Raw genomic sequence first — 23,710 nt, 5'->3', positions numbered from 1 at the left:
CCACGCCGGGCTGCTTAGTTACCGGACCAGGTCGGCGAAGCTGATCTCGCCCAGCACGACGTGTTCGAGCTGCACGAATCCGTCGCGATGCAACCGGTGCAGGCGGTATTCGGCAGCGTGGGCGTCGAGCCGGAACTCACGGACCTCTTCGATGTCGTACTTGGTATCGAGTGCGACGACAAGATAGAGCGGGATGCCTGCGCGGGCATACTGCACCTTCTTGTCGAGCAGGTCCTCGGCGGCGGTGGATGGCGAGGAAACCTCGATGACGATCAGGGCATCACCGGCCTCCGGTTTCGCACCCCGCTCCGGAAGGCACCGATAGACCGTGACATCCGGCCGCCGGAACGTGAATTTGGGTACTCGCCAGAGCACTACGTCGATATCGGTCTCGACTCGAATACACGGTTCGGTACTCGGCAGCTGCTCCATGGCACCGGCCAGCCTCCGCGCCACGCGATTGTGCTCGGGTACCGGCGACTCGCAGACGATCACATGCCCGTGCACGACCTCGATCTCGCGTGCCGTGTCCTCGGGCAGGAGACGGTACTGCTCCTCGGTCATCTCATGCGGCAGATGGCCGGGCGGCCCGATCGTCATGACCGAAGCCTACCCACTCACCATATCGGGAGCCCATGTCCGCGACAGCTGATCGACCTGCTTATGCCGGTCGTCGGATGGGTGTGAAATGAGCCCGGCAGCTGTGCCGGGCTCATTCATACGGGAACCGCTTCTGTGAAACGAGTTTCGCCGCCGAGGCGACTCGGGTCAGAAGGCGCTGCCGGTGGAGGGGCGGGGGAAGTAGCCGGGCAAGCCGAACCCGTAGCCGGGGTAACTCGGGTAACCGGGCCGACTGTGGTGGCCACCCCAACCGCCACCACCCCAGCCGCCACCACCCCAGCCGCCGTGGCCGTGGTGGCCGGGCCGGCCGTGGATGTCCTCGACCTGATCCACCTGCACGATCGCCGGCCCCTGGGTGTCGGTCGCATCGGCGAGCGCCGGGCCCGCGACCGCCGCGATCGGGGCCAGGGCCAGTACGGAGGTGATGGCGATACGGGCGACCATGGGGCGGACGCGTCCGGCGGAACTCTTTTGATTCATCGGAACTAACCTCAATTCGGTATGCGTCAGTCGTGCGAAGACCCGCGTGCTCACGGGTTCGACGTCGATGCCTCCCGGACGAGAGGATCATTATTGACGTCATTTAACGTACCGCTAGATAGCGGTACGTTCAATAGGTTCACAACAGATGACATGACAGCAATCGGCAAGCCGGGATGGTGCGGCGATCAATGTAGGTTAGGCTGACCTTTGCTGTTGCGGGCTCGAAGGGAGCCGAGTCGGGGAATTCCTCGATGAAGGAGAGGGTGTCGATGGAGTCTGTACGGACGTCTCGTGGCTGGAGGCGGGCGGCGGTTGCCGTGCTGGCCGGTGCACTGACCCTGGGTATTGCCGCCTGTGGGTCGTCGAGCGATGACGCGGAGTCCGGCGGTGGCACACCCGTCACCATCAACCACGCCCGCGGCACGACAACGGTGCAGGGCACCCCGAAAAAGATTGTCACGCTGGGGAATCAGTGGCTGGATTCGACGCTGGCGCTCGGCGTGACCCCGGTCGGCTATGTCGACAATGTCGCCTCGGTATCCAAGAGCACCCCGGCGTGGGAGCCGAAGTCGCTCGAATCGGCGAAGGCCTTGAATACCACCGGCAATATCGCCGAGCAGGTCGCGGCGCTGGAGCCGGATCTGATTCTGGTGGACGGATTCCTGGCCGACCAGAAGACCTATGACGAGCTGTCCAAGGTCGCCCCGACGCTGCCCGCACTCACCTCCGCGTCGATCCAGCCCTGGCAGGATCTGGTGACCACGCTCGGCAAGGTACTGCACAAAGAAGACGACGCGACCCGAGTGATCGCCGATGTGGACAAGAAGGTGGAGTCCATCGGCCAGGCCAATCCGGGCCTGAAGGGCAAGACCTTCGCGAGCACCTGGTTGGCCAGCCCGGCCCAGCTGATGGTGCTGACCGATCCGAACGACGGGTCCAGCAAGATCTTCACCCAGCTCGGACTGAGCATTCCGAAGAACCTCACCGATCAGCCGTCGAATCAGGGCCGGCTGGCGCTGTCCCCGGAGCGGGTCGACGAGCTCACCGCCGATCTGCTGCTCGCGGGCTACTCCCCCGGTATGGACGACAAGTACCGGCAGCTCCCCGGATACACCGAGCTGCCCGCGGTGCAGAAGGGTTCGGTGGTCTTCCTCACGGTGCAGGAGATCAGCGCCGTGAACCAGCCGACCGCGCTGTCGGTGCCCTACCTGTTGAACAAGCTGGAGCCCGCCTTCGCCAACGCGGCGAAATAGGTTCAGCGCGCCGGAGATTCGAGGCCCGCACGCACCAGCGCGCGGGCCTTCGGCCATTCCGCGGCCAGGGCCAGCAGGTACCTGAGTTCATCGGTCCGGTCGCGTAGGTCGACCGGAGTGGCGCGACCGGAGGCCGTCGCGGGCGACCCACCAGCAGCTTTGTTCTGCACGGCCTGCGCGATACACCGCGCGTATTCGCGGATATCGGTGTGCGCCTCGGCATCCGGTGCGTACGGCCGCAATTGCACCAGGGCGTCGCGTATTTCGATCGTCATCCGATAAAGCCCTGACGTGGAGCCACTACTCGGCCGAGCCAACACCACCTCGGGTACGGCATCGGTCAGCGCCCGCCACAACGGACGCAGTCGGCGACAGCAGCGCCCGGCCCGATCCAACTCCGCCCGAGCCAGCACCGCATTCCACAGCGGGATTCCGATCGCCCAGATCGGCCCCTGCTCATCGGGTCGAGTGCCGGTGGCCATCCGCACGAGCGAGACCACCGTCGCGCTCGCCGCATACCCGGCGACCATCAGCAGTGCGCCGTAGGTCAGTCGTTCCTTCGCCGTGATCCCCCCGGTGCGCAACTCCCGGACGCAGGCCCGCGTCATCAGCACGCCGGACAATGCGGTCGGCACCGAGGTAAGTGACCAGACGGTCAGCCCCCAATCTCGCTGCGGGGCCACCACTATGCCGACCAGCACAACACCGCCGGCCACCACGGCGATCCGGTCGTAGGTGCGCTGCCGCCGCATCGCGGTTCGCGTGTCCCCGCCATCGAGCAATCGTGCGAATCCGAAGACATTCGCCACCGCCAGCGCACCGAAGATCGTGAACAGGTCGAGCGCGAGATGAGCCCGACCGAGCCTACCGACGCAGATGAAGACGAGCAGACCGACCAGATCCCAGGCCAGTGCGCGATTGATGAGCCGGTCGCTGAGGGTCTCGTCGACCAGGAACCACCGGCCGATGGTGATCGCCGCGACGAATCCGACGATCACCACCACGGGCGCGACCGGCAGCGAGTTCATGGCCCCGACAGTAGAGTCCGAGCGCGGCACCCACCAACCGTGACTCAGCGTGCGGCGACGAGTTCGTCGGCCTCGGCGAGTTCGGCCAGTTCCTCCTCGACGTACCTATCGCCCGCGAAGTACGAGGCCGCGGCGGCCAGGAACATCATCAGGGCGGCCGAGACGAACACCACGATCAGACCCGAGTGGAACGGTCCGGTGAGCAGATGCGGGAAGAACTCCTGACCGGTGAGGGTGTCCGCGTTGACGCCCGGCTTGGCCAATTCGCCACTGGGGCCGAGCAATTCCTGGATCGGGTTGTAACCGAGGAAGGCGGCGAACATGCTCGCGACGGGTGGCAGGTCGGCGAGTTGGGACGCGGCGCCCGCGGATACGCCCTGGGTGCGCAGACCACTGTCGAGTGCCGAAGGCAGGCTCGCGGCGAGGCCGACGACCATGAGCGAGAAGAAGATTCCCATCGACAGCGCATTGCCGCCGTTGAACAGGGTGCCGCGCATGCCGGAGGCCGCACCGCGCTGGGACGCGGGCACGCTCGACATGATGGCGGCGGTGTTCGGTGAGAAGAACAGTCCGCAACCGATGCCGTTGAGCAGCACGATCGTGGCGAACACCCAGTAGTTGAAGTCGACCGGGATGACGAGCAGCAGCAGGAAGGTGAGCCCGGCCAGTGTCGCGCCGCCGGTGGTGAACCCGCGCGATCCGTAGCGGTCCGACAGCCAACCCGAAACCGGTCCGGCGGCAAGGAATCCCACGGTCAGCGGCAATAGATAGATACCGGCCCACAGCGGCGTCGATTCGTAGTCGTAGCCGTGCAGCGGCAACCAGATGCCCTGCAGCCAGATGATCAGCATGAACTGCATGCCGCCGCGGCCGATCGAGACCATCAGATTGGCGAAATTGCCGAGGCCGAACGCGCGATTGCGGAACAGCGACAGATGGAACATCGGCTCGGCGACCTTGGTCTCCACCACGCAGAACGCCGCGAGCAAAGCGATGCCGCCGAGTACCGCGCCGAGCACCCAGGGGTTGGACCAGCCGGTGGGGTGCCCGCCATGGGGCTGGATGCCGTAGGTGATGCCGGTGAGCAGTGCGGTCAGGCCGAGGCCGAAGGTGATGGTGCCCGCCCAGTCGACCTTGCCCTTGGTGCGCATGCCGACCTCGTGCAGCGAGCGATAGGACCAGATCGAACCGATCACGGCGATCGGCACGCTGACCCAGAACACCGCGCGCCAATCCCATTCCGAGAGCACGCCGCCGATGATCAGTCCGAGGAAGGAGCCCGCGACCGCGGCCACCATATTGATGCCGAGTGCGGTACCACGCTGTTTGGCCGGGAAGGCGTCGGTGAGGATGGCCGTCGAATTGGCCGTCAGCATGGCGCCGCCGATGCCCTGCAGCACACGCCAGACGATGATCCACATCGCGCCCGAACCACCCTGGAACGGATCGAAGGACAGCGCGACCGAGGTCACCGCGAAGACCGCGAAGCCGAGGTTGTAGATCCGGACGCGGCCGAAGATATCGCCGAGCCGGCCGAACATCACCACGAGCACCGCGGTGACGAGCAGATAGCCCATCAACATCCACAGCAGATAGCCGACATTGCCCGCTTCCAGTGGATTCAGTCCGATACCTCGGAAGATCGCGGGCAGCGAGATCAGCACTATCGAGGCATTGACCGCGCTGAGCAGCACACCAATGGTGGTGTTGGTCAGGACGATCCATTTGTAGTGCGGGTGATCCCGGTCATAGCGCAGGCGGCGGCGAATGGTCTGGACATCACCCAGATCGAGATCGGCGGATGGAATCGTCACGGCAGCCCCTTGCTGATTGTTACCTCAGGAAACTATATAGTTAGCCGATGTAACTATCAAGCCGGGGCCCCACTCAGTGGACCGCTCAGCCCTCCGCGGCCTTGCGGTAGCCGCGTACCGCGAAAGCGCCGAAGACCAGGGCGAGCCCAACGGACCAGCCGATGGTCTGCAGCAGCGGAGTGGCGACGGGGCCGCCGATCGTGCAGCCGCGCATTGCCTCGATGGCGCAGCTCATCGGCTGGACGCGCACCACCGGCTGCAACCAACCCGGGTAGTTCTCCACGGGCACGAATCCGGAATTGAAGAACATCCCGAGCAGTACGAGTGCCGAGAACAATTGCACGACTTTGTCGCCCGCCTTGCTGACGCCGACGGTGATCACCATGGTGGCGAAGCCGGGAATCAGCAGCACTGGAACGGCGAGCGCACCGAGCACACCCAACCAGCCCTGCTCGAAGCGCAATCCGAGCGCGACGCCGAGGGCGACCACGATGATCGTCGCGATCAGCGTGCGTCCGCATTCGGCGAGCAGTCTGCCGATCAGTCCGGCCGCGCGGTGCACCGGCAACACCCAAATGCGCCGCAGCAGACCGCTTTCCCGTTCCGCGTAGAGCGAAAGGCCGGTCCCCATGGCGCCGTACATAGCGCCGGTGACCGCGATCATCGGGACGAAACCGTAGATGGCGTCCACGCCGGAGGATGCGCTGAGGAATTTGTGGAGCACCAGTTGGTACATCAACAGCAGCAGTACCGGCAGGATCACGGTCGAGGTCAGCACCTCCTGTTCGCGCGGCCAGCGTCGCAACAGTCGGCCCGTTTCGACGAAGCTCTGGTCGATCAGTGTTTTCACGGCCGTCGCCTTTCCACCCAGACCGAGATCGCGGTGAAGGCCACGATCAGGCCGAGAATCCAGGCCACCGCTACGGCGACGGCCGAGGTGTATTCGCCATTGGCGAGATCGCGCAGAGCAGCAGCGGCTTGGGATACCGGCTGATTGCGAACAAAGGGCTGGATCCAACCCGGAAAGCCTTCGGCCGGAACAAAACCCGTGGACATCATGATGAGCAGCAGTTGCGGTGCCAGCAGTGCGGACGCGCCGACTTCCGGCTTACCCGTGGCGACGCCGAGTGTGTCGGCACCGATGACCAGTGCAACGGCGAAGGCCAGGGACAATGCGATGAAGACGAGAGCCGCTGCCCCACTGTGGAATCGGAATCCGAAGGCCGTGCCGATGACCACCGCTCCAGCGAGTCCGGCCAGCGCGCGAACCAGATTCGCGGACATTCGGGCGGCCAGCGGTACCCACGATTTGACCGGCATGGACCGCATGCGAGTTCCCATGCCGCTGAAAGTGTCTCGGGCGGCGCGGTCGGCCGCCGACATGGCGGTGAAGAACATGCCCTGCAGGACGATCACCGGCAGCAGGTACTGGGCGTAGTCCGCACCGGTCTGCTCCATCGACTTGCGCAGCGGGACATAGAAACAGACGAAGAAGATCATCGGCGCGACGAAACCGAAGGGCAGATCACCCTCGCGGACCGCCGCGCGCACGGTGCGACCGCTCAGCGCGGTCCACTGCATTCCGGCGGGAATTGTGACTGATTCGGTCATGCGGTCACCAACCCCGGTTCGTCGGTGGTGAGCTTGATGAAGACCTCGTCGAGGGACGGTCTGCGCAGGGCGATGTCGATGAGTTCGATACCGGCCTCGGTAATGCGGCGCAGCGCCTCGGCCAGCGTGGCGGCACCGTCGGGAGCGGGCAGCGACACCCGGTCCTTGGATTCGGCGACGGTGACCGTGCCGAGTCCGTCCAGCGCGGTGACCACGGCGGGCACGTCACCCGCGTCGACCGGAACGACCTCGCAGTAGCTCGAACCCGAGCGGGCCTTGAGTTCGTCCGCGGTGCCCTCGGCGATGACCCGGCCCTTGTCGATGACGATGATGTTGTCGCTCAACGCATCCGCCTCCTCGAGGTACTGCGTGGTGAGCAGGATCGTCACGCCCTGTTCCTCGAGCGAGCGCACCAGCGACCAAACGCCCTGTCTGCTCACCGGATCCAGGCCGGTGGTGGGTTCGTCGAGGAAGACGACCTTGGGTGGGCGCACCAGTCCGCAGGCGATATCGATGCGTCTGCGCATACCACCGGAGTAGCCGCCGACGCGGCGATCGGCCGCCTCGGTGAGATCGAACTGTTCGAGCAGTTCGGTGGCACGGACCTTGGCCTGTTTCGGACGCAGACCCATCAGGCGGCCGAACAGGACGAGGTTCTCCCGGCCGGTCAGCACCTCGTCGAGCGCCGCATACTGGCCGGTGAGCATGATGGATGCCCGCACGTCCGCGGCCTCGCGTACGACGTCGTATCCCGCGACCAGGGCGCGGCCGGCATCGGGCTTGGTCAGCGTGGACAGGATGGAGACCATGGTGGTCTTGCCCGCGCCGTTCGGGCCGAGGACGCCCAGCACACTTCCGGCCGGCGCCGAGAAGGTCAGGCCGCGCACGGCGTGGACGTCGCCGAAGGACTTGCGGACGTCCTCGACCACGATGGCGTTTTCGATCGCGTTCATCGTTCTCCCGGAGTTGCGCTTGGTATGGCGGCGGCGACTGCGGTGATGCAGCGCTGCCAGATGGTGGCGAAACGGTCGATCTCGGTCGTGTCGAAAAGCACGTCGCTCCAGCGGAACAGGGTGGCCAGCTGGGGTCCGTCGGCGCCGGGGTAGACCGCGACGACGAGGTCGAGTGCGTAGCGCAGCGGCATATCCGGTTCGGGGGCGACCGGAAGCCGTTGGTGCAGGGTGAGGTCGGTGATCGGGGTCCATGGACCCGATGCGCCTGCGGTGAGGTCCATGCGGCCGAGGTAGTCGAGCATTACCTGCGGATCGGCCTGCGGTTCGGTGTCGCCGTAGCGGAGCAGGCCGTAGTCCAAGCCTTTGTTCGGGACGCTGTCGAGCTGTGCCGCAACAGCTTTCAGCAGGCTTGTGGCTTCGGCCGGATCGGATTCGGCGCCGGTGATGTCGAGTGTCGAGCCCGTGCCGACACGCAGTGGGTACACGGTGGTGAACCAGCCGACCGTCCGCGAGGTGTCGACGTTGCCGACGGTGACGTCTTCGCGGCCGTGGCCCTCGAGGGCGACCAGCGCGCCGGTGGAGCCGTCCTGGTTGCGTTCGGCTCGCCAGGTGGTGAGCGCGATTGTCAGTGCGGTGAACAGCAATTCGTGCATGCCGAGGCCACTACCGAGGCCGTCGAGGATCCGACGGGTGGTGTCGGTCGGCATGAACGACGGCGTGAGACGGTAGGAGGACCAGGTGTCGCGGGTCGGATCCGGACGGCGCAGGCCGAGTTCCGGATCGGGGCCGGTCAGTTGGTCGGTCCAGAAGTCGCGTTGAGCTGATACTTCCGGTGCGGTGCGGCGCTTGTCGAGTAGTTCCGCCCAGCCGCGGTACCCAGTGAATTCTGGTGCGACAGTGGCAGTTTGCCCTTCCGTGACGTGCGACCATGCGGCCGCTAGATCCGCGAGGACGATGTGCCAGGAAACGGGATCCACCGCGAGGTGGTGGATCGACAGCAGCAGCACATCGGGGCCCACGAAGCGGACGGCCTGAATCATGGTGCCGGTCTTCGGATCGATGCGATCGATCGCCGCTCGCGCATGTTCCTCGAGTACGGTGCCGAAGTCATCGGATACCCGAACCTCGTGCAGGATATCGGCGGCGCGCACGCTGCCCGGCGCTCTGGTTTCGAACCTGTTTTCGGTCGTCGACAGCTGGCCGCGCAGCATATCGTGACCGTCGAGTAGTGCCTGTAGCACCGCTTCCAACTGTGCCCGATCCACCTCGGCGGGCAGCGATACCAGCGTCGAGAGTGCGAGCCTGCGGAAGCCGCCGTACTCGTACATCCAGGACATGATCGGCGTCGGGAGTACCTCGCCGATCTCAGCCGGGCTGTTCTCCTGTTGTGCCGCACGGGAATCGATGGCGGCCGCCAGATCGCGGACGGTGGGGTTGGTCATGACCATGGCGGGGCTGACCGAGAGTCCCGCGCGTCGCACCGCGTTCACCAGGGAGATGGCGACAATGCTGTCCATGCCGAGTTCGATGAAGTCTTCATAGATGCCGGGTGTGGTACCGCCCAGCGCCTCGGCAAGCGCGCGGCAGAGGATCCGCTCGGTATCGGTGCTCGGCAGGGTGCGCTGGGCGGAGCCCTGTAGGGCCGCCAACGCCAGCGCGTTCAGAGCTCGGACATCGAGCTTGCCGTTGGGGGTGACCGGCAGCTCGGGCAGCGCAATGACCCGCGCCGGAACCATATACGCAGGCAGGCGCTCCGCGAGACGGGCACGCAAGGTGGCCGAATCAGCACTGACCGCGAAGGCGACCAGACTCGGGCCGCTCGGCCGCTGCACAACCAACACAGCGCCCGCACGAACCTGCGGCAGCTGCAGCAAAGCCGTTTCGATATCGCCGATTTCGATTCGGTAGCCACGGATCTTGACCTGGTCGTCGGCTCGGCCGAGATAGGCGAGATCGCCATTCGGCAACTGCCGCACCAAATCACCTGTGCGATACATGCGAACGCCGGATCGGAAGGGGTCGGCGATAAAGCGATCCGCGGTGATGGCGGCCTTACCGATATAGCCGCGTGCCACCTGAGCGCCGGACAAGTACAGCTCACCGACAACACCGCGCGGCACCGGCCGCAGCATGGCATCGAAGACATAGGCGGACATGCGATCCACCGGTCCGCCGATGGTGGGCTGGACATTCCCCGGCTCGTTGCGACCGGTATTCACCGTCGCGACCACCGCCTCGACCGTGGTCTCGGTGGGGCCGTAACAGTTGTAGACCGCGGTGCCCGGCAGCGCGCGCAGCTGCTCCCACATGGGTGCACCGATGGCCTCGCCGCCGAGGGCGAGCACGGTCAGTCGCTCACCGTCCACCAGACCGGCGGCCGAGAGCTGGGTGAACATGGACGGCGAGGTATCGATCATGTCGATCTGGTGCCGCACGATGCCGTCGACAAGGCCCTGCGCATCGCGCATTTCGGTCTCGTCGAACAGGTGGACGGCGTGGCCGTCGAACAGGCCGATCATCGGCTGCCAGGAGGCGTCGAAGCTCAGCGACCAGGCGTGCGCTATGCGCAATCGGCGGCCGAGTCGGGCAACCGCCGGGCGGTAGACGCGGTCGCGGTGGTCGGTGAAGTAGCTGGTCAGAGCGGCGTGGGTGCCGATGACGCCCTTGGGTTCGCCGGTCGAGCCGGAGGTGAAGATGAGGTAGGCGGCGACGTGTGGAGGGACCGGACGGTAGGGCTGGATGGGGTGGTTTGCGATTCGCTCCGCGACCGCGGGATCGTCGAGTACCAGAACCGGGTGGGTGGTCTCGCCGAGCAGGTTTGCGGACTCCCCAACCGTCAGCACGAGTTTCGGATCCGCCTGGCGCAGTATGGATTCGATGCGTGCGGCAGGTGCCGAGATGTCCACCGGCACATAGGCTCCGCCTGCTTCCAGTACGGCGAGAATGGCGATGATAGACCGGGTCGATCGCGGTAGCGCAAGAGCGACAACGGTTTCCGGACCGATACCGTTATTGATCAGCTCATTCGCCAGTTGCCCTGCGGCTGCGCGCAATTCACGGTAGGTGTAGCGATCCGAACCGGTGCTCAATGCGATCGCATCCGGGGTGCGGGCGACCTGGTTCAGGAAGAGCTCGTAAGCTGTGCCATTCGCGGAGACATGCTTCTCGGCAACGACGACTTTCTCATCGGCCAGCAGCAGATCCAGTGCATCGGGGCTCGAATCGCCATGATCGGGCAGCTGACGCAGCACGGACAGGATCCGCTCACCGATATCGGCGACCGGAAAGTGCGGCAGCGCTTCGGCAATCGCCTCGAGCATCACGACGAGCGTGCCGTCGTTCAGATGAGACACCACCGAAAGCGGGTAGTGCACCAGACTTTCCATTGCCACCGGCAGGAACCGGGTGCCGCTCGCGGTGACGATCGGATCGGTGGCCGCGCCGATGGGCGCGTTCTCGAAGACGAATAGCACGTCGAACAGCGCACCGTGCCCGGCCGCGCGCTGAATGGTCGACAGGCTCACATATCCCGCATCCCGCATAGCCGCCGATTCACGCTGCAGCTGTGCACATTGCTGGGCGACGGTTCTGGTTCGGTCGATAAGGACACGCGCGGGCACCGTATTGATGAACAGCCCGATCATCGTTTCGACACCGGGCAGCGCATCCGGACGGCCGGAAATGGTGGTGCCGAAGACGACATCGCGTCGATCGGTGAGCCGCCCGAGTACGACGGCCCAGGCGAATTGGACGACCGTACTCATGGTCAGACCGTTCGCCCGTGCCCATTGCACCAGCCGCCCGGTTTCGGCATTGTCCAAGCTGAATCGGCTGCGGCGCGGAATCGCCGTGCCGACTTCGGTTGCCGTACCGGCGGCCAGCATGAGCGGACCGCTCAGCGGCGCGAGGTATTCGGTCCAGCTGCGGGTGATGGCGGCGGTGTCCTGCGCGGCGAGCCAGCCGATGTAATCGCGGTACGGCCGCGCCGGTGGCAGCGAATCCGCCTGTCCCCCGGCCTCGTACACCGCGATCAGCTCGCGGAAGAACACCGCGACCGCCCAGCCGTCCATCAGGATGTGATGCGCGGTCACGATCATCCTGCGCCTACCCACCCCGCCGACTCCGCAAGCTCCGTCGGCTGCCATCCCCCTGTGTTTACCCACCCCGCCGACTCCGCGAGCTCCGTCGGCTGCCATCCCCCTGTGCCGCTCGTCGGGTAGCGTGACCAGCGTAATCCGCAGGGCCGGACCGCGCGAGAGATCGAACCGCTGCTGCCGGTCGGTTTCGGCGATGGCATCGAATTCCGCTGGTAGCGCGGAGATTTCGAACCAGGGCAGATCCACCCCGGTCGGCACGATCTGCACCGGCTTGGGTAGATCCTTATCCCAGAACGCGGCCCGGAGATTGGCGTGCCGCTGCAGAATCGCCTCGGCGCTGCGGCGCAGCATCGGCACGTCGATCGGACCGCCGATATCGATGACGAACTGCATCGTGTACAGATCGACCCCGTCGGCGGCCAGCCGCGCCAACGAGAACAGCCCCTCCTGTAATGGGCTGAGCGCGAGCACATCCTCGATTTCGGCCGGGACGCTCCGGTCCACAGTCATCGCAACGCCTTTCGACTCACGGTCATCGCATCGCCGCTCATCGGGCCCGCCGCTCGGAAAAAGTCGCCCCTCATTGCGACTGTTTCCATGCCGCACCCAATGCGGCCAGCGCGTCCGAGTTGAGGCCGGATACGCTCATCGCGGCATGCTCGTGGTTGTCGGTCGGCTCCTCGGGCTCGGCCTGCACTCCGCCGGTACCGAAGGTGTCGCCGATGGTCGTGGTCACCCCGGCCGCTACCGCTTCATCTACCGCGGCCGCGAGTTCGGCGATGGTGAGGTGCTCGAATACGAGCTGCGGGGACAGCGGGAGGCCGAGCTCATTGGCGCGGGCCGACCACTGGATGGAGATCACGCTGTCGCCGCCGAGCGCGAAGAAGCCGTCATCGGCGGTGACATCCTCGATCTCGAGCAGTTCCTCGAGGATCGCAATGAGCTGCTGTTCGGTCTCGGTGTGCTCGGCATCGGAAGATGCTTTGCGCGTGCTGGTTTCACCGGCACCATCGGTCCGGAACGCGAGTCGCCCTGCGGTATCCCAGCGCGCCCGCTGCCCCGTGCGGAACAACCGGGCTCCTGGCAGGTACGGGTCGTCGATGAACGCACTTGCCGAATCCTCGACGTATCCCTCGGCAAGGCCGGCACCACCGACGTACACATCGCCGTCAACGCCGGGCGCGATCGGTCGCAGGGCTTCATCCAGCACCAACACCCGAGCACCCGGAATGGGTCGCGCACGTCCGCTGCCGTCGACCGCACCGCGGGCCACCGCACCCCCGTACTCCGGAATCCGGAAGTCGAAGGTGACGACCGAACCGGCCGCGAGCGCGGGCAGCAGATCGGGAAGCGCTGCGGGCCAATCGGTTCCGACGACCTCCCAGCTGCGCACCGACGGCAGCATGGATACGCCGGTCTGCACGAACCGCGACAGCGTTACCGGCTCGGCAACCACATGGGTGACCGAATGCGCACCGATCAGCTCGACGAGCGCGACCGGATCTTCACGTTGCTGTTCGGTGGCGAGGATCAGCGTCGCCCCATCGGCGAGCGCGGCCAGTAACTCGACTTCGATCTCGGATCCCGTCCAGGGTGCGGCGACGAGTCGCACATCCGCCGAACCCGTCGCCCGGTCCAGTGATTCGCCGCGGCGATCGGCGGCAATGGCACGTCGATCGGCCACCGCGGCAGCCAGCGCCTCCCGGTCGAGCACAACGTGCGAAACCACAATGGTCCCGCCGGTATTCGCTACCGCATCCAGTGCGGCAAGCCGGCGCACCAACCCGGCCGCCGAAGCGCCATCGGGCACCTGCGCCGCTCCCCCTCGATCGAGCTGTTCGAACAGCTGGCCGTAGGTGAGCGTCTCGGTACCGCAGCGCAGGGCGATCCGATCGCCCGGCACCCCACGGCCACGCCGGATCAACTCGGCAATGCCCGGCATCCAAGAGAGCTCCACACCGGTGGCCCATTCACCGAGGACCCGTTGCCGCTCGGCGGCAGGCATGATGTCGAGCTCACCGACCGTGCTGTCAGGTGCTTCGGCGAAGGCGGCCAGTACGCGAAGCATGCGCTGCGCGAACAACTCTCCGGTCGCAGGCTCGTACAGATCAGTATTGACGATGACGCTGGCGTCGAAGCCGCCATCGGATCCCGCGAAGAAATTTATGCTGAGGTCCAGCAGCGAGGTGTCGAAATCCAATGGCAATACCGTGAGCGCGGTGTGCGCGTCCAAACCCTGCCCCGCGCCGTCCCAGTTCTCCTCGCGGAAGTGCATCATGGCCTGGAACAGCGGGTTCCTGGACCGGGACCGCGCCGGATTCAGCGCGTCGACCAGGCGTTCCGTCGGAATGTCCTGGTTGCTGTACGCGCCGAGCGCGGTATCGCGGGAGCGCTCCAGCACGGTCCGCAGCGTCGGATCGCCGGAAAGGTCATTGCGCAGCACCACCATATTGGCGAGCAGGCCGACCAATTCGGCGGCGGCCGGATCGACCCGTCCCGCGATCGGCGTGCCGAGCGGAATATCCACACCCGCACCCAGCTTGTGCAGCAATGTCGCGACCGCGGCCTGATAGAGCATGAACTCGCTGCCCCCGCTCGCCTCGGCGAGAGCCTTCAGCTTGCCGCGCAATGCGGCGGGCACCGCGAACGGCACCACATGTCCGTTCTTGCCGAGAATGGCGGGACGCAGGCGGTCCAGGGCGACATTGATCTCGTCCGGCAGACCGGCGAGTGTGTCGCGCCAGTAATCCACCTGCGTGCCGAGTGTTTCGACGACCTCGCGCTGCCATAGCGCATAGTCGGCGTACTGCACATCCAGGGGCGTCCAGTCCGGATCAGCGCCTGCGGTGCGCGCACGGTAGGCGGTGGCGAGATCGTCCAGAATCGTTCGGAACGACCAGTGATCCGCCACCAGATGGTGTACGAGCAGCGACAGTACGTGGGTCTTGTTGTCCAGCACGAAGATTTGCGGTCGAATCAGCAGCTCGGTAGCAACGGCGAAGCAATACCCACCGGCCGCGGCGAGTTCCGCACGCAACCTCTCCGGATCGTCCAGCTCCGTTACCGGCACATCGATCGGCCCGGCGAGCAGCACCAATTGATATGGCACGCCATCGTTCTCGGGGAAGACGGTGCGCAGCACCTCGTGCCGGGCAACGACATCGCTGAGCGCGGCAGTCAGCGCATCGAGATCCAGCGGACCGTCCACCCGCACCGCGAATGGAATATTGCCGATCGCACTCGGCCCCTCCAGCTTGCGCTGGAACCACAACGCGAGCTGCGAGTAGGACAGCGGAATATGCTCGGGCCGTTCCCGTTTCAGCAACGCGGGCACGGCAGCGGAGGCCTGTGCCGGCGTGGCTTCGATGAGCGCGGCGAGTCCGGCGACGGTCGGGGTATCGAACGGTGCCCGCACATCGATCTCGACGCCGAATTCGGTGCGAATCCGCACGACCAGGCGGGTGGCCAGCAGCGAATGCCCGCCGAGTTCGAAGAAGGAGTCGTCCGCGCCGATCTGCTCGCGGCCGAAGATCTGCGCGAACAGGCCCGCGAGCCGGATCTCGGTGGCGGTGCTCGGCTCCCGGTATCGGTGCGCAGTGGTGCGTTCCGGATCCGGCAGCGCGCGACGGTCGAGTTTGCCGTGCACCGTCAACGGGATCTCGTCGATAACCGCGAAAGCGCTGGGCACCATGTACTCCGGCAACGTCGCTGCGGCGTGCCTGCGCACCTCGTCGATATCGAGGGTCGATTCCGAAAGGCCGTTGGCCGGAACCACATACGCGGCCAGCATCGCACCGACGGCCGCATCCTCGACCGCGATGACGACACAGTGGCCGACACCCGGATAGGACGCGATAGCCGCCTCGACCTCGCCGAGTTCGATTCGGAAACCTCGCACCTTGACCTGCTCATCGGCCCGGCCGACGAATTCGATCTCGCCATTGACATTGCGGCGCGCGAGATCGCCGGTCCGATACAGCCGAGCGCCCGGCGCGAATGGATCGGCGACGAACCGCTCTGCCGTCAGCCCACGCCGATTCAGGTAGCCGCGAGCCAATTGCGCTCCGCCCAAATAGATCTCACCGACCACACCCGATGGCACCAGCTGCAGCGCCTCGTCGAGCAGATACACCGTGACGTTCTGATTCGGCACACCGATCGGCACGATCCGCGTGCCCTGCGGGCCTTCCACATTCATATGCGTCGCACACACCACGGCCTCGGTCGGACCGTAGTGATTGCGCAGTTCGGCATCGAAGACGCCGGCGAACTTATCGGCCACCTCACCGGGCAGCGCCTCACCGCCCACCGGAACATGACGCAGCGCACGCCATTCGCTCACCTCCGGCAGCAACAGGAAGGTGCTCAACATCGACGGCACCATATGCAGCACGGTGACCCCGCAGCGGGTGATCAACTCGGCGACATATGGAATATCGCGGAAGGCATCGGGCTTCGGGATGACCAGCCGGGCGCCGAGCGTCAGCGTCACGAAAATATCGAGCAGGGAGGCGTCGAAGCTCACCGAGGAGGACTGCAGCAGCCGGTCTTCGGCGGTCATACTCCATTCCGCGACGAAGCCCGCGAGATGTTCGGCGATCGCGGCATGGGATACCGGGACGCCCTTGGGCTTTCCGGTGGACCCGGAGGTGTAGATGACGTACGCCAGATGGCCGGGCAGCAGCGGTCGCATCCGGTCCGTGTCGACAGGATCGGTTTCCGGAAGCTCGATGGCCGCGGATTCGGCGGCATCCAGTTCGACCCGCCCGAGCACCAGCCGGGGCGCGGCATCCTCGACCAAGTAGTCGATGCGGTCGTCCGGGTAGGCCGGATCGATGGGTAGGTAGGCCGCACCGGATTTGAGCACGCCCAGCACCGCGACGACGAATTCCACCGAATTCGACAGCCGCAACCCGACGATGTCCTCGGTACCGAGTCCACACCCGACCAGCCAGTGCGCCAGGCGATTGGCGCGACGATTCAGTTCGGCATAGCTGAGTTCGGTGTCGGCGGTGCCGCGTTCCGCGGGGGCGACGATGGCGAGCGCGTCGGGCGTTGCGGCGACCTGGTTTTCGAAGAGCGCGACCATGGTGGTCGGTACATCCTCGGCAATCGGGCCGTGCGACAGTGCGAGGATCGCGGCACGATCGGCCGCGCCGAGCATATCGATATCACCGAGCCTGCGATCGGGATTCGCGAGCGCGCTGTCCAGCAGCTGCACGTAATGGCCGAGCAGCTGTTCCACCAGGGCGCGGTCCAGATCGGCGATCCGGTACTCGGCCTCCAGATAGGCGCCATCGGCTTCCGTGACAACGGTCAGCCCCAGCGGAACCTGCGCCACAGCGCTACCGAGATCCAACAGCGTCGCCTCGACACCCGCGAGATCGAAGCCCTGCGCGCTCCTGCGCACCCCGAAGCCGAGTCGGACCAGCTGCTCCAACCCGTCCCGGCCGCCGACGCGATCCGGATTCGCCTCGCGCACAACGCGATCGATACCGACATTCTGATGCGCGAAAGCACCGACACAGGTGTCGCGAATGGTTTCGGTGAAGCGAGCGAAGGTGTCCTCGACGCCGATGGTGGCGCGCAGCAGCAGCGTATTGCCGAAATAGCCGATCAACGATTCGGCGGCGGCATCGCGGCGCACGGTCACCGGGACCGATACCAGGAAATCCGTCGCCGCAGTGTAGCGATGGATCACCGCGTCATAGGTGGCCAGCCACACCATGAACGGGGTGGCGCCGTGCGCACGCGCGAAGGCCTCCACCCGACCGGCGAGCTCCGCGGGCAGCGGCAAGGTGCACCGATCGGACTGCTTGGCCGCAACCGTGGCGACCGTCGCCGGACCAGGCAGTTCCAGGGACTCCGGCAGCGGGCGCAGGGTTGCGCGCCAGTAGTCGATATCGGCGCTGTCATCGACGGCGGTGATATCGCCGAATACCGCGACGTCGACGAACTGCGCACGGTCGGTCTGGACGGACTCGGCGCGGTAGGCGGCATTGAGTTCGGTGAAGAAGACGGCCCACGAGTCGTCATCCCAGCTGATGTGATGTGCGACCAACAGCAGGGCGAATTCATCGGCACCGGTGCGTACCAGGCTGACGCGCAACGGCGACTCGGTCGCGAGATCGAACGGTCGGCCGAATTCCCTGCGCGCCAGCACTTCCAGCCTGCGCGACCGGCCGGACTCCGGCAGGTCGGTCAGATCGTGTGCCTGCCAGGACAGTTCGAGGTCGGTACGGACGATCTGGTAGGGCTCGCCGTTCTCGTCGAGCCCGTAGGTGGTGCGCAGAATGTCGTGGCCGTTCACGACGGCCGCGATCGCATCGCGCAGCCGTGCCTCGTCGAGCGCACCTGTCAGCCGATAGGCCACACAGATGTTGAGGGTGGTGTCCTCCGGATCGCGGGTCTGCAGAAACCACATGCGCCGCTGTCCGGCCGAAAGCGGATGACGCTCACCTGGTTTCGATCTTCGAATCGGCGCGTTTTCGGAAGCCGGTGCGGTCAAACCACTTTCGGCCAAACGCTGGCGCAGCAGCGCCTTCCGGCGGTCCAGCACGCTGGCTGGCTCGTTGTTCGACATCAGAATCCCTCGCCTAGACGTTGCTGTCGGCCATGAGGCGCACGACGTCGTCCAACGACGCGCCGCCCAGAATGGCCGCCACCGGAAGATCGCGGTTCAGTTCGGCGTGCACCCGTTTGCGGAAGTCCAACGCCTGCAGCGAATCCAGGCCGAGCGCGACCAGCGGCACCGAGCTGTCGATGGCGTCGAGCCCGTCGGCGCCCATCACCTTGCCCAGTTCGATGCGCACCTGGTCGGACAGTGAACCGGCGGACGGCACGACCGCCTCCGGCACGACCACGACGGCGGGAGCGACAATGGTGGGCTCGGCCTGCGGCGGGGCCGGTTCCACTCGCGCGAGCACATCGGCGAGCAGCGGACCCCAGCCGACCGCCGAGATGATGTCGTTCAACTGCGACCAATCGGCCGCCATCACAATGCGATTGCCGGGCCGTCCGATTTCGGCGTGCTCGGTGAAACCGACGGCGAGTGCGTCGCGCGGGTCCATGGACTGGCCGCCCGCGGCCGCGATCCGATCCACGCCGACCGAGTGCAGTGGCCCTTCGAGATCCCAGATACCCCATTGCATCGCAACGGCATTCGTGCCCGCCGCACGCAGGCGCATGGCCAGCACATCGAGCATACGGTTGACGGTGGCGTAGAGAATCTGCCCGCGACCGCCGAAGGTGGCCGCCGCGGACGAGCAGATGACGATTCGCGCACCCGCGGCCAGTGGCAGCAGCCGCAGCAGATGGTCGGTGCCGATGATCTTCGATGCCGCCATCTCGAACAGCTTCTCGGCGGTCACATCGGCCAGCTCGGCGCGCACATAGTTCACCGCTGCGTGCACCAGCATGGTTGCCGGTGTGTCAGCCAGTGCGGTGGCGAGCTCACGCACACTGGGTTCGTCGCTGACATCGCACGCGACAACCGCGACCTCGGCGGTGCCGAGCTGTCGGACGACCCGCAAACGGCCTGCGACGGAATCGGTTTCGCCGGACCGGCTGAGCAGCGTGATCCGCCGCGCACCACGGCCGGCGAAGTACTCGGCGAACTTCAGCCCGAGTGTGCCGGTCCCGCCGACGATGACGACGTGCTCGAGCTCCGCATCATCCGAGGCTCCAGCAGACGGTTCGAGTTCCACCTCGAGCCGCTTGGCATAGAGCCCGCTCGCGCGCAGTGCCAGCTGCGGTTCGTCCTTGGCATGCAGTGCGCGCACGATCTTGGCGGCCTGCCCCGCATCGGCGGCGTCGAGGTCGAGGTGCCGGAAGGCGGTGCCGATATTTTCCAGGCCGATGCAGCGGAATCCGGCGGAGACCGCGCCGTGGAACAGATGCGGTGCCGGATCGTCGGCGACCGCGGCTTCACCGCCGACGGTCACCAGCCAGCAGTCGGCGACCGTGGCGTCGAGCGCAGGCAGCCAGTGCGCGTCATAGAACTGTGCCAGTTCCGCGACCGCGGCGGGTCCGTCCAGCTCCGGCAACTGCGGCAGCAGCACGACGATCGAGTCGTAGTCAGCGGTGTCGGCGGGCCGGTCCGGATCGTAAACGGTCGCGCCACCACCGTGATTGTGGGCCGCGGTGCACAGCGCCGCCGCGAGTTCGGCGCACTGTCCAGTGTGGTCGACGACGAGCATTGTGCGCGGCGCAACCAGCGAACGACGCTCGAGCCGCACCCAGCGCTCCGCCAGCCGGGTCGCGGTGTGCTCGGGGGCCACCGGCGCGGAAGTCTCGGTCCGGTAGGAAGCCCACAGTCGCTGCGGATTCAACACGGTGTTGGGGAAGTTGCGCAGCGGCAAACGCCCTGTGTCCGAATCGGATTCGACCCGCAGCGCATCCCATCGATAATTGAGGTCGTGCACCGCGACGGTCGCCAGATTGCGGGTGAACTCGCCGAGTCCCGCCGCAGTGCGCAGCGAGGTGCCGATCACCCGGAATTCCCGCTGCGGCCGGGCTGGGTCCGGACGCACCGTGCTCAGGTTCTCCTGAATGGCCAACTGCAGCATGGGATGTTCCGACATCTCGACGAAAGTGTCGACGTCGGCGGTGGCAGCCGTGATCGCCCGATCGAACCGGACCCGGTTGCGCAGATTCCAATACCAGTACTGATCGTGCCGCAGGTCGGGCGTGATAGTGGTGCCGAGTGTCGCGCCATAGCAAGGGATTTCGGTCGCGCTGAAGTTCGGCCCGCTCATTTCGTCACCGAGCGCCGCTTCCAGTCCCTCCCGGTACTCGCTGACCACCGAGGTGTGCGCCGGATACGCGACGCGGATCTCCCTGGCGAACTGACCACGCGCGGTCGCGGTCGCCACCATATCGACGATGGTCTCGCGGTCACCCGAAATGGCCAGGATATGCGCCGAATTGACCACCGAGAGCTCGGCCCAGCCGGAGTGCCTGGCCAGCAGCGCCTCACACTGGTCGCGGTCCATGCCGAGCACCGCCATCGAATAGCCGCGCGGTGAAAGCTGATCAACGGCCAGCGCCCGATGCGTCACCGCGAGAACCGAATCCCGCAGCGTCATTACTCCCGAGACCGCACCGGCGGCCAGCTCGCCCTGACTGTGCCCGATGGTCGCGGCGGGCTCGACACCGGCCGCGCGCCACATGGCGGCGAGGGCGTACATCTGGAACATCAACGCTGGTTGGAGCACCCGCACGTGGTCCTCGCACTGTCCCTCGTTGCCGAGCAGATAGTGCAGCGGCTCGCGGTGGCCGAAGCGCTCCTCGAAGATCGCGGTGCAATTATCGACCGCGCGACGGAAGGTCGGGGAGATCTCGTAGAAGAGTTTGCCCATGCCCGGCCGCTGACTGCCCTGTCCGGGGAAGACGAATCCGATGCCGCGCGCGGTGGCGACGCCATCCGCCACTACGACCGCCGGGTGCTCAGCACCGGCGACGATCGCTCGCAACGCATCGAGCAAGCCGTCGCGGTTGTCGACCATCGCCAGTGCCCGACGGCGACGCGCCATCCGGGTGCGAAACAGCATGTCCGCCACGCGATCCGGGGTTACGCCTGGATGCCGATCCAGATATCCCAGGATGGCGGCCGCCTCGCCGCGCAGCCCGTCGGCCGTATCGGAGGACAGCAGTACCGGGACGGTGCCGTCCGGTAGTCGGTAATCAGGCATCGATATCCTCCAGCACGGGCATGGCCAAGATCGCGTGCGCATTGGTGCCGGCGACACCGAACGAGGAGACGGCGCCGTAGCGGACGCCGTCGATCGGGTCCCAGGGTTCGAGTTTCGTGGCCAGCCGCAGGCTGGTGGCATCCCAATCCATCTCGGTGGTCGGGTTGTCCGCGTAGAGGCTCGGCGCGATCTGGCCGTTCGCGCCGCTCAGCAGCACCTTGATCAGGCCGAGCACCCCCGAGGCGGCCTGCGCGTGGCCCATATTCGACTTCACCGAGCCGAGTCGCGGACCGTCGGTGCCGCGGTCGACGCCGCCATAGGACTGCGCGAGGGCGGTGAGCTCGAGTGGATCGCCGACCGGTGTTCCGGTGCCGTGTCCCTCGATCAGGCCGATGTCGTCCGGTCGAATTCCGGCCGCCGCCAGGGTCTTCTCGATCAGTCGCTGCTGTGCCGTTGCGCTGGGCACGGCGAGCGGTGCGCCCTTGCCGTTGTGATTGACCCGGGTGGCGAGCAGGCGACCGTAGATCCGATGGCCGAGTTCGCGTGCGCGCGATTCGGGTTCGACGACGACCACACCTGCGCCCTCGCCCCACAGCGTGCCGGTCGCGTCGGCGGCATAGGAGCGACAGTGTCCGTCGACGGCGAGTGCGTTGTTCTTGGAGAACTCGAAAAACGCCGCGGGCGAGCCCATGACACAGACCCCACCGGCCAGCGCCCAATCGCATTCACCGGCACGCACGGCGCTGGCGGCCAGGTGCAATGCGGTCAGCGACGATGCGCACGCGGTATCGGTGGTCAGTGACGGCCCGATCAGTCCGAGGCTGTGCGAAATCCGACCTGCCACCGCGCCGAGAGCGGTCCCGGTGGCCCGGTATCCGGAGTACTCGGTGACCACACCGGACTGCGGCCCGTACTCATTGATGGACGCGCCCATGAAGCAGCCGACCTCGGCGCCGTCCAGCGCGCCCGGATTGATGCCCGCATTCTCCAGCGCCCGCCAGGCCACCCGCAGCGCTACCCGCTGCTGCGGATCCATCGAAATGGCCTCACGCGGGGTGATGCCGAAGAACATCGGATCGAATTCGGTTGCGTCCGACAGGAATCCACCGGCATCGGCGACCCGGCTCCAGCCTTCGGTGCGATGCAGCGCAAGCAACTCCTCGATCGGCCACTCCCGATTGCGCGGGAACGGTCCGATGAGTTCGCGCGCTTCGGCCAGCGCCGACCAGAAGTCGGGCAGCGTCTCGATACCGCCCGGCGCCTCGACGGCCATACCGGAGATGACGATCGGATCCATTTCGGTACTCATCCGACGCGATCCAGTTCGGGAGCGAGCAGTTCCGCGACACCGGCGGCATTGTCGTTCAGATAGAAATGCCCGCCGTCGAAGATGGTGACGTCGATTTCCTGTGCGCTGTGATTGGACCAGCCGTACAGCTCACGCGGCGTGATGAAGGTGTCCTCGGCACCGCCGAGCACGTGAATCTTGGCCTGCACCTGGACATCCACCGGGCAGGTATAGGAATCGAAGGCCCGGTAGTCGGCCTTCACTACCGGCAGCGCCATGCGCATGAGCTCGCGGCTGCCGAGTACATCGGCGCCGGTGCCCTCCAGCGCGCCGAGGTGGTCGAGGATCTGCTCGTCCTCGGTCGGATGCGGCGGCAGGTCGACCGCCCGGCCAGGTGAGACCGCGGCGGACGGCGCGAGCAGTCGCACCTCGAGTCCGGCCGCTTCGGCATTGCGAACCAGTTCGAAGGCCACCATTGCGCCCATGCTGTGGCCGAGGACCGTCAGCGGCAGGCCGCGATTGTGTTCGGAGGTATGGAATTCCGCGAACGCACCGGCGGCGAGTTCGGGCAGCGTGGCGAGTGCCGCCTCGCGGGCACGGTCCTGGCGACCGGGGTACTGGAAGATCAGCACATTGAAGTGTTCGCTGAGCACCTTCGAGAACGCGCGATAGGTGGACGCGCCGCTACCCGCGTGCGGGCAAAGCAACAATGGCGGGCATTCGACGGAGCGGGGCTTATGGAATTGCCGGATCCATCCGAGATTTGCTGGCATTTCTTGACTCCTGCGCTTCCGCCGGACGTCCCGGCGCAACGGTCGCGCCAGGCAGCGTCATTCAATCGGCGGCGTACAACAACCCCCGGCTCGCTGC

The 23,710-nt window shown here is 66.2% G+C and carries 13 protein-coding genes; 1 reads left to right on the top strand and 12 read right to left on the bottom strand.

Translation table 11 applies throughout. The features are described 5' to 3' along the window. Positions 1 to 18 precede the first annotated feature (18 nt). On the bottom strand, positions 19 to 600 hold the full coding sequence (locus tag OIE68_RS36245; RefSeq protein ID WP_327095430.1) for a Uma2 family endonuclease: 582 nt from the start codon (positions 598 to 600) through the stop codon (positions 19 to 21). Between the two features lie 168 nt (positions 601 to 768). Next, positions 769 to 1,101 (bottom strand): hypothetical protein, encoded by a 333-nt coding sequence (locus OIE68_RS36240; protein WP_327095429.1) that lies wholly within the window; start codon positions 1,099 to 1,101, stop codon positions 769 to 771. Between the two features lie 272 nt (positions 1,102 to 1,373). Here OIE68_RS36240 and OIE68_RS36235 point away from each other — a divergent pair, with 272 nt between their 5' ends. Then, positions 1,374 to 2,357 carry an ABC transporter substrate-binding protein gene (locus OIE68_RS36235; protein ID WP_327095428.1) on the top strand — a complete coding sequence of 328 codons (984 nt, stop codon included), beginning with the start codon at positions 1,374 to 1,376 and terminating at the stop codon, positions 2,355 to 2,357. Positions 2,358 to 2,359: 2 nt separating this feature from the next. Here the strand turns inward: OIE68_RS36235 and OIE68_RS36230 are convergent, their stop codons facing one another. The 10 genes from OIE68_RS36230 to OIE68_RS36185 all read right to left on the bottom strand — a co-directional run bounded on the left by OIE68_RS36230 (position 2,360) and on the right by OIE68_RS36185 (position 23,613). Beyond that, positions 2,360 to 3,385: a DUF6545 domain-containing protein gene (locus tag OIE68_RS36230; RefSeq protein ID WP_327095427.1), complete on the bottom strand. Its 1,026-nt coding sequence runs from the start codon at positions 3,383 to 3,385 to the stop codon at positions 2,360 to 2,362. 44 nt (positions 3,386 to 3,429) lie between these two features. Further along, positions 3,430 to 5,199 (bottom strand): MFS transporter, encoded by a 1,770-nt coding sequence (locus tag OIE68_RS36225; protein ID WP_327095426.1) that lies wholly within the window; start codon positions 5,197 to 5,199, stop codon positions 3,430 to 3,432. Positions 5,200 to 5,284: 85 nt separating this feature from the next. After that, positions 5,285 to 6,049, bottom strand: coding sequence for an ABC transporter permease (locus tag OIE68_RS36220; protein WP_327095425.1), 765 nt, complete (start codon positions 6,047 to 6,049; stop codon positions 5,285 to 5,287). Beyond that, positions 6,046 to 6,810 carry an ABC transporter permease gene (locus OIE68_RS36215; protein ID WP_327095424.1) on the bottom strand — a complete coding sequence of 255 codons (765 nt, stop codon included), beginning with the start codon at positions 6,808 to 6,810 and terminating at the stop codon, positions 6,046 to 6,048. Before OIE68_RS36215 ends, OIE68_RS36220 begins: the two co-directional genes overlap by 4 nt. Then, complete coding sequence (locus OIE68_RS36210) at positions 6,807 to 7,763, bottom strand: ATP-binding cassette domain-containing protein (RefSeq protein ID WP_327095423.1); 957 nt, start codon at positions 7,761 to 7,763, stop codon at positions 6,807 to 6,809. Before OIE68_RS36210 ends, OIE68_RS36215 begins: the two co-directional genes overlap by 4 nt. Continuing rightward, the gene (locus OIE68_RS36205) at positions 7,760 to 12,370 is read right to left on the bottom strand and encodes a non-ribosomal peptide synthetase (protein ID WP_327095422.1); all 4,611 of its coding nucleotides are present in this window, start codon (positions 12,368 to 12,370) and stop codon (positions 7,760 to 7,762) included. Before OIE68_RS36205 ends, OIE68_RS36210 begins: the two co-directional genes overlap by 4 nt. 70 nt (positions 12,371 to 12,440) lie before the next feature. Beyond that, positions 12,441 to 18,443, bottom strand: coding sequence for a non-ribosomal peptide synthetase (locus tag OIE68_RS36200; protein ID WP_327095421.1), 6,003 nt, complete (start codon positions 18,441 to 18,443; stop codon positions 12,441 to 12,443). 13 nt (positions 18,444 to 18,456) lie between these two features. Continuing rightward, on the bottom strand, positions 18,457 to 21,552 hold the full coding sequence (gene nbtC / locus OIE68_RS36195) for a nocobactin polyketide synthase NbtC (RefSeq protein WP_327095420.1): 3,096 nt from the start codon (positions 21,550 to 21,552) through the stop codon (positions 18,457 to 18,459). Beyond that, entirely contained in the window at positions 21,545 to 22,861 is a 1,317-nt protein-coding gene (locus OIE68_RS36190; protein WP_327095419.1) for a polyketide synthase, read from the bottom strand. The genes nbtC and OIE68_RS36190 overlap by 8 nt, the downstream gene beginning before the upstream one ends. Then, the gene (locus tag OIE68_RS36185; RefSeq protein ID WP_327095418.1) at positions 22,858 to 23,613 is read right to left on the bottom strand and encodes a thioesterase II family protein; all 756 of its coding nucleotides are present in this window, start codon (positions 23,611 to 23,613) and stop codon (positions 22,858 to 22,860) included. The genes OIE68_RS36190 and OIE68_RS36185 overlap by 4 nt, the downstream gene beginning before the upstream one ends. Positions 23,614 to 23,710: the final 97 nt, after the last annotated feature.

Source organism: Nocardia vinacea (genome assembly GCF_035920345.1).
GTDB classification, from domain to species: domain Bacteria; phylum Actinomycetota; class Actinomycetes; order Mycobacteriales; family Mycobacteriaceae; genus Nocardia; species Nocardia vinacea_A.
This window is presented reverse-complemented; position numbering and strand designations above follow the sequence as displayed.